Origin of the sequence: Ewingella americana ATCC 33852 (assembly GCF_000735345.1) — a bacterium.
GTDB classification, from domain to species: domain Bacteria; phylum Pseudomonadota; class Gammaproteobacteria; order Enterobacterales; family Enterobacteriaceae; genus Ewingella; species Ewingella americana.
Map to the genome: position 1 here is coordinate 79,809 of NZ_JMPJ01000069.1, position 10,815 is coordinate 90,623.

12 protein-coding genes are annotated in these 10,815 nt (G+C 54.1%); 8 read left to right on the forward strand and 4 right to left on the reverse strand.

From position 1 onward, the window contains the following. The first annotated feature begins 5 nt into the window (after window positions 1-5). The 6 genes from livF to ugpQ all read left to right on the forward strand — a co-directional run bounded on the left by livF (window position 6) and on the right by ugpQ (window position 6,080). The gene (livF, locus tag GEAM_RS19300) at window positions 6-707 is read left to right on the forward strand and encodes a high-affinity branched-chain amino acid ABC transporter ATP-binding protein LivF (RefSeq protein WP_034794861.1); all 702 of its coding nucleotides are present in this window, start codon (window positions 6-8) and stop codon (window positions 705-707) included. Window positions 708-1,027: 320 nt separating this feature from the next. Continuing rightward, window positions 1,028-2,344 (forward strand): sn-glycerol-3-phosphate ABC transporter substrate-binding protein UgpB, encoded by a 1,317-nt coding sequence (gene ugpB, locus GEAM_RS19305; protein WP_034794864.1) that lies wholly within the window; start codon window positions 1,028-1,030, stop codon window positions 2,342-2,344. A gap of 183 nt (window positions 2,345-2,527) precedes the next feature. Beyond that, entirely contained in the window at window positions 2,528-3,415 is an 888-nt protein-coding gene (gene ugpA, locus GEAM_RS19310; RefSeq protein WP_034794867.1) for a sn-glycerol-3-phosphate ABC transporter permease UgpA, read from the forward strand. Further along, the gene (gene ugpE / locus GEAM_RS19315; protein WP_034794869.1) at window positions 3,412-4,257 is read left to right on the forward strand and encodes a sn-glycerol-3-phosphate ABC transporter permease UgpE; all 846 of its coding nucleotides are present in this window, start codon (window positions 3,412-3,414) and stop codon (window positions 4,255-4,257) included. The genes ugpA and ugpE overlap by 4 nt, the downstream gene beginning before the upstream one ends. A 6-nt stretch (window positions 4,258-4,263) precedes the next feature. Next, a complete protein-coding gene (locus GEAM_RS19320) occupies window positions 4,264-5,337 on the forward strand; it encodes a sn-glycerol-3-phosphate import ATP-binding protein UgpC (RefSeq protein ID WP_034794872.1) in 1,074 nt (357 codons plus the stop codon). A 2-nt stretch (window positions 5,338-5,339) separates the two neighbouring features. Further along, window positions 5,340-6,080, forward strand: a complete 741-nt coding sequence (ugpQ, locus tag GEAM_RS19325) for a glycerophosphodiester phosphodiesterase (protein ID WP_034794873.1) — start codon at window positions 5,340-5,342, stop codon at window positions 6,078-6,080. A 55-nt stretch (window positions 6,081-6,135) separates the two neighbouring features. Here the strand turns inward: ugpQ and GEAM_RS19330 are convergent, their stop codons facing one another. Further along, complete coding sequence (locus GEAM_RS19330) at window positions 6,136-6,525, reverse strand: carboxymuconolactone decarboxylase family protein (RefSeq protein ID WP_034794876.1); 390 nt, start codon at window positions 6,523-6,525, stop codon at window positions 6,136-6,138. 172 nt (window positions 6,526-6,697) lie between these two features. Here GEAM_RS19330 and GEAM_RS19335 point away from each other — a divergent pair, with 172 nt between their 5' ends. Continuing rightward, a complete protein-coding gene (locus GEAM_RS19335) occupies window positions 6,698-7,609 on the forward strand; it encodes a LysR family transcriptional regulator (protein WP_034794878.1) in 912 nt (303 codons plus the stop codon). A gap of 45 nt (window positions 7,610-7,654) precedes the next feature. Here the strand turns inward: GEAM_RS19335 and GEAM_RS19340 are convergent, their stop codons facing one another. Beyond that, entirely contained in the window at window positions 7,655-8,332 is a 678-nt protein-coding gene (locus GEAM_RS19340) for a hypothetical protein (protein ID WP_034794881.1), read from the reverse strand. A 233-nt stretch (window positions 8,333-8,565) separates the two neighbouring features. Then, window positions 8,566-8,865, reverse strand: a complete 300-nt coding sequence (locus GEAM_RS19345) for a DUF2756 domain-containing protein (RefSeq protein WP_034794884.1) — start codon at window positions 8,863-8,865, stop codon at window positions 8,566-8,568. Between the two features lie 200 nt (window positions 8,866-9,065). Between GEAM_RS19345 and GEAM_RS19350 the strand changes: the two genes are divergently transcribed. Then, complete coding sequence (locus tag GEAM_RS19350; RefSeq protein WP_034794886.1) at window positions 9,066-9,965, forward strand: carboxylate/amino acid/amine transporter; 900 nt, start codon at window positions 9,066-9,068, stop codon at window positions 9,963-9,965. Here GEAM_RS19350 and metR read toward each other — a convergent pair. Continuing rightward, entirely contained in the window at window positions 9,853-10,806 is a 954-nt protein-coding gene (gene metR, locus GEAM_RS19355; protein WP_034794889.1) for an HTH-type transcriptional regulator MetR, read from the reverse strand. The two genes, GEAM_RS19350 and metR, sit on opposite strands and share 113 nt — an antisense overlap. Between the last annotated feature and the right edge of the window lie 9 nt (window positions 10,807-10,815).

A 10,815-nucleotide genomic window follows, 5' to 3' on the forward strand; every position in this document is an offset into this window, starting at 1 on the left:
ACGCGATGTTGTCATTTAATCAGGTATCCGCCCATTACGGCAAAATTCAGGCGCTGCATGAAGTCAGCCTGCACATTAATAAAGGTGAGATTGTTACCCTTATCGGTGCCAACGGCGCGGGGAAAACCACGCTGCTGGGTAGCCTGTGCGGCGAGCCGCGAGCCAGCCACGGCTCCATTGTTTTTGAAGGTCAGGACATCACCCAGTGGCCGACCGCCAAAATCATGCGTGGCGATATCGCCATCGTGCCGGAAGGGCGTCGGGTGTTTTCGCGCATGACGGTGGAAGAAAATCTGGCGATGGGCGGCTTCTTCGCTACCCGCGAGCAGTATCAGCAGCGCCTCCAGCGCGTGTTCGAGCTGTTCCCGCGTTTGAAAGAGCGTCGCGCTCAGCGTTCCGGCACCATGTCCGGCGGTGAGCAGCAGATGCTGGCGATTGGTCGTGCGCTGATGAGCCAGCCGCGCCTGCTGCTGCTCGACGAACCTTCGCTCGGTTTAGCGCCGATCATCATTCAGCAGATTTTCGACACCATCCAACAGCTGCGCGAGGAGGGAATGACTATCTTCCTGGTCGAGCAAAACGCCAATCAGGCCTTGAAGCTGGCGGACCGTGGCTATGTGCTGGAAAACGGCCACGTGGTGCTGGAGGACAGTGGCGCAGCTCTGTTAGCCAACGAAGCGGTACGCTCTGCCTATCTCGGCGCCTAGCTTACCCTGCATCCTTCACGCTGCCTCTGCGTTGGCTGCCTTCATTCACCCCAGTCACTTACCTGTGTAAGCTCCTGGGGATTCATTCAGTTGCCGCCTGGATGCAACGCAAATGATTTTGAGTAAGTAGTAGAAGGCTTAAATCTTAAGGACATCTTCGGATGTCCTTTTTACTTTTATTTTTTTCCCTTCCGTAATGCTGCTGTCACCTGCCTGTAACCAAAGCATTATTTTTCTGTCATTTATGCATGTCATGTTAGCTCCCGAATAAGAAGATCCTTACGACACCGTCACTACACAGCCCTCTTCAGGAGACAAGCATGCTTAAGCACGCTGTTACAAAAACGACACTTTGCATTGCACTGGCATTCGCGTTCAGCACCCAGGCGATGGCGGTAACGGAAATACCTTTCTGGCATTCAATGGACGGCGAGTTGGGCAAAGAGGTTAACTCTCTGGCCGACCGTTTTAACCAGGCTCATCCAGACGTCAAAATCGTGCCAGTTTACAAAGGCAAGTATGACGAAAGTCTGGCAGCAGGCATCGCGGCTTACCGTAGCGGCAAAGCCCCTGCGATTCTGCAAGTTTATGAAGTAGGTACGGCGACCATGATGGCGAGTAAAGCTATCAAGCCGGTCTACGAAGTCTTTTCCGACGCGGGCATCAAAGAAGACGTTTCCCAGTTCGTTCCGACTGTCTCGGGTTATTACTCGGATTCTAAAGGGCGCCTGCTGTCACAGCCTTTCAACAGCTCCACGCCGGTGCTGTACTACAACAAAGACGCCTTTAAGAAGGCTGGCCTGAACCCTGACCAACCGCCAAAAACGTGGCAGGACATGGCGGCTTACACCGAGAAGCTGCGTCAGTCAGGCGTGAAGTGTGGTTACGCCAGCGGCTGGCAGGGTTGGATTCAGATTGAGAACTTCAGCGCATGGCATGCTCTGCCAATCGCCACCAAAAACAACGGTTTCGATGGCACTGACGCGGTTCTGGAATTCAACAAACCGTTGCAGGTCAAGCACATCCAGATGCTGGAAGACATGAACAAGAAAGGTGATTTCACCTACTTGGGTCGTAAAGACGAGTCCACCGCCAAGTTCTACAACGGTGACTGCGCGATGACCACCGCGTCTTCAGGTTCACTGGCTGACATCCGTCAGTACGCTAAATTCAACTACGGCGTGGGCATGATGCCTTACGACGCAGACGTGAAAGAAGCGCCACAGAACGCCATCATCGGCGGTGCAAGCCTGTGGGTGATGAACGGTAAAGATAAAGAAACCTACAAAGGTGTTGCGGAGTTCCTGCAATTCCTGACGACTCCGGCTATCGCCGCTGAATGGCACCAGAAAACCGGTTACCTGCCAGTGACGACCGCGGCTTATGAGCTGACGAAGCAACAAGGCTTCTACGAGAAGAACCCAGGTTCTGACGTAGCGACTCGCCAGATGCTGAACAAGCCACCATTACCGTTCACTAAAGGTCTGCGTCTGGGCAACATGCCACAGATTCGTACCATCGTAGACGAAGAGTTGGAAAGCGTGTGGAGCGGCAAGAAGACGGCTCAGCAGGCTCTGGATTCAGCTGTAGAGCGCGGTAATCTGTTATTGCGTCGCTTTGAGGCTTCCACTAAGTAACTATCGGCTACTGCGCTTCGCCAGTCTGGGATTGGGCAGTGCTCGAAATCCTCATGGACTCAATGTCCACTGCGGTTTCTGCGCGCTGTCCGCACCCAGTCTGGCTTTGCTCGCTACGCCTCGTACCGAGTTGCCTTTCTTCGATTCTATCTCTTGTCTTTTCGCTTTAACGAGTAACCCACTATGAGTTCACATCGCCCCGGTTTTGGTTGTAGCTGGCTGCCTTACGCGCTGGTGTTGCCGCAACTGCTGATCACTGTGATTTTCTTTTTATGGCCTGCCGGTCAAGCCTTGTGGTATTCGGTGCAAACGCTGGATCCTTTCGGTTTATCGAGTGAGTTTGTCGGGCTGAGCAACTTCAAACAGTTGTTTCAGGACTCCTACTACCTCGACTCTTTCTACACCACGCTGAAATTCAGTTTCCTCGTGGCGTTTATCGGACTCGCTGTTTCGCTGTTTTTTGCCGCGCTGGTGGACCACGTGGTGCGCGCCAGCCGTATTTACCAGACGCTAATGATCCTGCCGTACGCCGTCGCGCCCGCCGTGGCAGCCGTGCTCTGGATGTTCCTGTTTAGCCCCGGCCTCGGCCTTATCACCCACTTCCTTGGGTCAATCGGCTATGACTGGAACCACGCACAGAACAGCGGACAGGCGATGTTCTTGGTGGTGTTGGCCTCGGTCTGGAAACAGGTCAGCTACAACTTCCTGTTCTTCCTCGCCGCGCTGCAATCTATTCCTAAATCTCTGGTTGAAGCCGCCGCCATTGACGGCGCGGGCCCGGTGCGCCGCTTCTTCAATCTGGTGCTGCCGCTGATTTCGCCGGTGAGCTTCTTCCTGCTGGTGGTTAACTTGGTTTACGCCTTCTTCGACACCTTCCCGGTGATTGATGCGGCGACCGCGGGTGGCCCGGTTCAGGCGACCACCACCTTGATTTATAAGGTTTACCGCGAAGGTTTCTCCGGTCTAGATCTCTCCAGTTCCGCCGCGCAGTCAGTGGTGTTGATGGTGCTGGTATGCGGCCTGACGTTTATTCAGTTCCGCTTTGTCGAGCGTAAGGTGCGTTACCAATGATTGAGAACCGTAGAGGGCTGGATATCTTCAGCCACACCATGCTTATCCTCGGCGTGCTGGTGATCCTGTTCCCGCTGTACGTGGCTTTTGTCGCGGCAACGCTGGATAACAAACAGATTTTTGAAGTGCCGATGTCGCTTATTCCGGGTTCACACCTGTGGGACAACATCCGCACTATCTGGACGCAGGGCGTGGGCGACGGCAGCCCGGCCTTTGGTCGCATGCTGGTGAACAGCTTTATCATGGCGATGGTCATCACCATCGGCAAAATTTCGGTGTCGATGCTGTCGGCTTACGCCATCGTCTACTTCCGTTTCCCGCTGCGTAACCTGTTCTTCTGGCTGATTTTCTTGACGCTAATGCTGCCAGTTGAAGTGCGTATCTTCCCAACCATTCAGGTGATTTCTAACCTGAACATGATGGACAGCTACACCGGCCTGACGCTGCCGCTGATGGCCTCGGCCACCGCCACCTTCCTGTTCCGCCAGTTCTTTATGACCTTGCCGGACGAACTGCTGGAAGCCGCGCGTATCGACGGCGCAAGCGCCATGCGCTTCTTCTGGGACATCGTCCTGCCGTTATCGAAAACCAATCTGGCGGCGCTGTTTGTTATCACCTTTATCTACGGCTGGAACCAGTATCTGTGGCCGATCCTCATCACCAGCGACGCCTCGATGGGCACGGCGGTGGCGGGGATTAAAAGCATGATCTCTTCCGGCGACGGTTCCACCCAGTGGAATCAGGTAATGGCAGCGATGATTTTGACTTTATTGCCCCCGCTTGCGGTGGTGCTCCTGATGCAGCGCTGGTTTGTGCGCGGTCTGGTAGACAGTGAGAAGTAATACGACATGGCAAATTTAAAACTACAGGCAGTCACCAAGTCCTACGACGGTAAAAATCAGATTATTAAAAGCATCGACCTGAACGTCGCCGATGGCGAATTCATCGTGATGGTCGGTCCGTCGGGCTGCGGGAAATCCACTCTGCTGCGCATGGTCGCGGGTTTAGAGCGCACCACCAGCGGCGATATTTACATTAATGATCAGCGTGTTACTGAGCTGGAGCCAAAAGATCGCGGCATCGCGATGGTGTTCCAGAACTACGCGCTCTACCCACACATGAGCGTGTACGACAACATGGCCTATGGCCTGAAAATTCGTGGCTTCGGCAAGGCGCAGATTCAAGCGCGAGTTGAAGAAGCGGCGCGTATTCTGGAACTCGGCCCGCTGCTCAAACGCAAGCCGCGCGAGCTCTCCGGCGGTCAGCGTCAGCGCGTCGCCATGGGCCGCGCCATCGTGCGTGAACCGGCGGTATTCCTGTTCGACGAACCGCTGTCGAACCTTGATGCCAAGCTGCGCGTGCAGATGCGTCTCGAGCTGCAACAGCTGCACCGCCGCCTGCGCACCACTAGCCTGTACGTGACTCACGATCAGGTTGAGGCGATGACGCTGGCCGAGCGGGTTATCGTGATGAACAAAGGCATTGCCGAGCAGATTGGCACGCCTTCAGAGGTCTATCGCCGCCCGGCGACGCTGTTTGTTGCCAGCTTCATTGGCTCTCCGGCCATGAACCTGCTGCCGGGCACGCTAGCCAGCAATGGCAGTTCTCTGGTGATGGAAGGCGGTTTCGAGCTGCCACTCAGCCAGCCGCGCCCGGAGTGGGGCGGACGAGAGTTGACGGTAGGCATTCGACCGGAGCATATTCAGCTGACTGACGACCCGCAGGCCGGTATTCCAATGAACCTCAATACCTTGGAACTGCTGGGCGCGGACAATCTGGCGCACGGCAAATGGGCCGGCGCGGGCGTGGTTGTGCGCCTGAATCACGAAGTTTGCCCCGAGCCGGGCACGCAGTTACGTTTGGTTTTGCCGACGAACGCGCTACACTTTTTCGATACCCACAGCGGTTCAAGAATGGAGTAAACATGACAGTTTGGCCTTATCCACGGATTGTGGCGCATCGGGGCGGCGGTTCTCTGGCCCCGGAAAACACCCTTGCCGCGATTGATGTCGGCGCGAAGTACGGCCACACCATGATTGAGTTCGACGCCAAGCTGGCGCAGGACGGTGAGATCTTCCTGTTGCACGACGACACTCTGAACCGCACCAGCAATGGCTGGGGCGTGGCGGGCGAGCTGAGCTGGGAAAAGCTGCACCAGTTGGATGCGGGCGGCTGGTATAGCGCGGCGTTCAAAGGCGAAAAACTGCCCTTGTTGGCAGAAGTGGCCGAGCGCTGCGCGCGCCACAACATGATGGCGAACATTGAGATTAAGCCAACCACCGGCACGGATACCGAGACGGGCAGCAAAGTGGCGCTGGCGGCCAAAGAGTTATGGCGCGACCATCCCGCGCCGCCGCTGCTCTCCTCTTTCGAGTTTGACGCCTTGCTGGCGGCCAAGCAGGCTGTTCCCGAGCTGCCGCGCGGTTTGCTGCTCGACGAATGGCGTGATGACTGGAAAACGCTGACGGACCAACTGGAGTGCGTTTCCCTGCATATCAACCATAAAGAGCTGACCGAAGCGCGTGTGAAAGCCTTGAAAGACGCCGGTTTGCACATTCTGGTCTACACCGTTAACTCGCCAGACCGCGCCCGCACCCTGCTGGCATGGGGCGTTGACTGCATCTGTACCGACAAGATTGACATTATTGGTCCAGACTTCGCGTAAGAATTAAGTCCGAAAACAGGGGGATATCTGCACTGCGGATATCCCCTTATTCATTTTATTGGCGGGCTTGAGACTGGGCTAGCGCGGCACGATAAGCGGTGATCGCATTCATGCAGGCGGGCACTCCGGCGTAGATTGCCATCTGAATCACGATCTCCAGCAGCTCCTCCTTAGTCACGCCAACATTCATCGCGCAGCGCATGTGCAGCTCCAGTTGAGGCTGGGCATGGCCGAGCGTGATAAGCGACGCCACGGTCAGCATTTCACGCGTTTTCAAATCAATGCCCGGCCGCCCGACCACCGCGCCAAAGGCGTAGTCAGTGATCAGGCGCGGCAGGTCGGCGTCCAGCTCGCCCAAACGCGCACTCACCGCGTCTGCCAAACCCGGCTCCAGTTTTTCCATAATCGTACGGCCATACTCGGTGAGCTCGTTACCTGATTTCATGCTGCTTCTCCTGATAAGTGGGAAATGTTGGATTGGTTTTCACCTCCCACCATACGCAGCATGATTTTTTAGAGAATTGTTAGTTTTGTAATATCAATTAGGTATCACCAAAGTCGAGACAAGTGCTAATTTGGGGGCATTGATTTGCAGTGAATAACAGCGGGAGCCACACGTGAATGATTTCAGCGTAAACCTGCCAACGATTAAGCAGTTACAGTGCTTTATCGCCGTGGCGCATGAATTGAATTTTCGCCGTGCCGCCGAGCAGATGAAGATGAGCCAGCCGCCGCTGACCCGGCAGATTCAGACCTTCGAAGCCCTTCTTGGTCAGCCGCTATTTATTCGCAATACCCATCAGGTGCAGCTAACCGAGGCCGGTAAGCAGCTGCAAAGACAGGCCAAGCCTTTGATTGAACAGCTTTCACGTTTGGTAAAAGAGCTTAAAGTCGAAAGTGAAAAGCTGAGAGTCGGCGTGACGCGCGCGCTGGATTTCACCCTCATCCCCTCGATTCATGCCCATCTGGCTACCCTGATGGATATCGACGAGGTGCTCTCATACCATCTCAATTCCCGCCAGCTGTTGAAAATGCTCGACAGCCAGAATCTGGACATTGTCTTTACGGGGGAAAAGTCCTCGGGGCATGACGATGAGTTCAACTTCTTCTGGCTGCACCGGGAGCCGCTGATGCTGGCTTTACCTGCTTCGCACCCTGCAGCACTTCAGGATCGCGTGTCGCTCAAAGATGTCGCCGACTTAGCCCTGTTTTGGTTTTCGCGCAGTGCAAATCCGAGTTTTTACGACAAATGCGAGCAGGTTTTTAACGCGCTGCCTTTTGCTTTGCAGTTCAAGCCGGAGTCCGAGGATTCGCTGCTCACGTTAGCCAACGTGGCGCGGGGAAATGGCATGGCGCTGATGCCGCAATCAATGTGTTTATCGACCAGAGAAGGCCTTTGTTATCGCAAGTTGGATGAGCAGACTTCAAGTCACTTGAATATTGATGTCTATTTAGCGACGCGCAAAAATGAGCGGCGGGAACATGTGCTGGAGGCGGTAAACGTATTCTTGCCAGAGAAAAAGGGATAATAAAAATAACAAAAGGCGCGGAAGCCGCGCCTTAATACTTTAGGATCAATGCTTGAGTAGGCGTGGTAACTGGTTATCCAATTCCAACAGGCAAGAGTCCATATATTTTTCGGTGGTTTTCTTCACCAGCGCATAACCATTTGCCTGCCAGTCAGCAAGGGTGGCTGTTTCTGGTTTTGGTGTACAATCGGCAATAACAAACGCGGTAAATAAACCGGCATCTTCAGGCATTTTATAGAATTTCACCGAGTAGCGTAATTCATAGTTTGAGTTATCAGCCCCTAAGTCCTGATACACCAACAGCCATTGAGAAGCACCAATTTCCAGATCCTTTTTATATTGGAAACCATTGCCATTCTTCTCCAACCAGGCTGCGATAATAGGCTTGGCTTTTGGCGTCAGATAAGCTTTGGTGGGTTCTGGCAAGGCATCAATAGTGTTGCCTTTCAGGCCCTCTTTACTGAAAGTACTGGCTGAGATCCCGCCAGACAGCACAGAGGCCAGCACGTTGATACCTACACCAACGCCGGTATGGGCTGGCGTAACTTCACGTAATTTAACATCCGCATATTGGTTATTGTTCATTTCTGCTGGGAAAAAGCCTGTATAAAGAGAAATACTGCTGCCGTTAGCGGCGGTAATTTTCTCTGATTTCGGTGCAGAAGCACAAGCTGTTAACAATAACGCACCGAAAGCAATTCCTATTCCTTTAAACTTATCCATCTCAACGTTTTTCCTATACCCAATTATATTTTTTATTTCATCCCCTCATTAATCCCCTGCAGGCCGGGAATAATGAACCGCAAGAAGTTAGTCAAGATAGACTGAGAGATCAATACATTAATTAATTAGAAAAGTATTTATATACAGGGCAAGGGAAACGCGTTCAGGATGGGGGAAATAGGGCGTCATATTAAATTGTCCCGCTGCGTTAAACAGCGGGATAAAAAACTGACTTAATTCTGCTGCAACGGCTGGCCCGGACGATTTAGCTGCTGGGTCTGCAAGCGCTGCTGGTTGCTTTGAATTTGCGAGCGCAGTCTCAGCTGTTGCTGCTGCTGGTTATTGCGCAAGTCTTGCTGCAATTTCTGCTGCTGGATTTGCGAATTGGTTTGTTGCTGCTGTTGCATCCGTTCTTGCGAAGGGTTGCTCAGCAATTGTTGGTTGCGGTCAGGCACCGTGACAGTATTTGCCGTGGCGGCCTGAACAGCGAAAAGCAGGGGAATAGCGGCTACAAGCCCATAACAACGTTTCATCAGGTGATCCTCCAGTCAGTCATAATTTAAGTCTACGCCATATCACCGGGTTGTGTGCTCCCCCATGGCACGGAACGCTCAAAGCGTGTGTTAGGTCTCGTTAGGTCGATAAATGAACAGTAGTCAACCTACTTTCAGGTTTTCTACTTTGCAACATCCGTTACAATCAGCTTATCTTTTACTTTTTCAGGCTGAACTTCGTGCCGTTACTCGTTATTACCACCATTTTGTGGGCTTTTTCATTCAGCCTGATCGGCGTTTATCTGGCAGGCCAGGTTGATAGCGTCTTCTCCGTGTTGGTCCGGCTGAGCCTCGCCGCGCTGGTCTTTTTGCCGTTTTTGCGCTGGAAAGGCTATCCAATCAAAACCTTGCTGATGTACATGGCGGTCGGCGCGATGCAGCTCGGCATCATGTATTTGATCAGCTTCGAAGCCTATTTATACCTGTCGGTGCCGGAATTCCTGCTGTTCACGGTGATGACGCCGCTGTACGTGACGCTGATTTATGACCTGATCAGCGGCCGCAAAATCCGCAAAGGCTATGCCCTGTGCGCGCTGCTGGCGGTGGTCGGCGCGGCTATCATTCGCTACGACCATATCAGCGAACATTTCATTATTGGCCTGCTGCTGGTGCAGGCGGCCAACATCTGCTTCGCCATTGGTCAAGTCGGCTATAAACGCCTGATGGAAACCCACCCGATGCCGCAGCACACGGCGTTTTCATGGTTCTACATTGGTGCGCTGATTTGCGCCGTGGTGGCGTGGTTCCTGTGGGGAAATCCGCAAAAGCTGCCAACCACCGGCCTGCAATGGGGCATTCTGATCTGGCTAGGCGTGGGGGCTTCGGCGTTAGGTTATTTCATGTGGAACTACGGGGCGACGCAGGTTGACGCGGGAACCTTGGGGATTATGAACAACTTCCACGTCCCGGCCGGGCTGCTGGTTAACCTTGCGATTTGGCAACAGCAGCCGCACTGGCCGAGCTTTATTATTGGTGCGGCAGTGATAACGGCTTCACTGTGGGTGCACCGGCGTTGGGTTTTAGGGCATCACGGACAAACGGCAGATGGTCGCACGCGTGCTGCCGGGTCGAACGAATAAAAGCTTCCACAATAGGTTGGCGCTGCTCGCCATCGCGCACGGCGGCGTACAACCTGCTCCACAAGCCATCTCCCAGCGTTTTAGTCACTACCAGTCCCTGACGTTCAAAGCTCTCCACCACCCAGTGCGGCAGCGCAGCAATACCCATGCGGGCCGACACCATCTGAATCAATAACAGCGTGTTATCGACGCTTTTCAGCGCCGGGCTAACCCCTGCCGGTTGCAGGAAGTGACGCCAGATATCCAAGCGTTGGCGCTGAACCGGGTAGATCATCAAGGTCTCGGCGCTTAAATCTTCCGGCGTGATAATCGCCTGATTGGCCAGCGGGTGATCCGGCGCCAGCACCAGACGCACTTCGAAATCAAACATTGGCGAGTAGTGCAGACCACTGCGCGGCAGGATGTCCGAGGTCAGCACCAAGTCTAGCTCGCCCTGCTGTAGCGCGGGCTGCGGGTCGAAAGTGACACCAGATTTGAAATCCATCAACACATTCGGGAAGCGCAGGCGGAAGTTATCCAACGCCGGGGTCAGCCACTGAATGCAGCTATGACACTCAATCGCGATACGCAATGACGCCTGATGCGGCTCGCTGCAAGCCTGTAGCGCCTGCTGGATTTGCGGCAGCACTTGTTCAGCCAAGTTAAGCATGATCTCACCCTGCGGCGTAAAGCGGAGCGGCTGGCTTTTACGCACGAATAGGCGGAAACCCAGACGCTGCTCCAAATCGCTGAACTGATGCGATAAGGCAGACTGTGTCTGGTGAAGCTGCGCGGCGGCAGCGGCCAGCGACCCGGTATTACGTAGAGCTTGTAGGGTCCGCAGGTGTTTCAGTTCAATCATGAGAGTCCT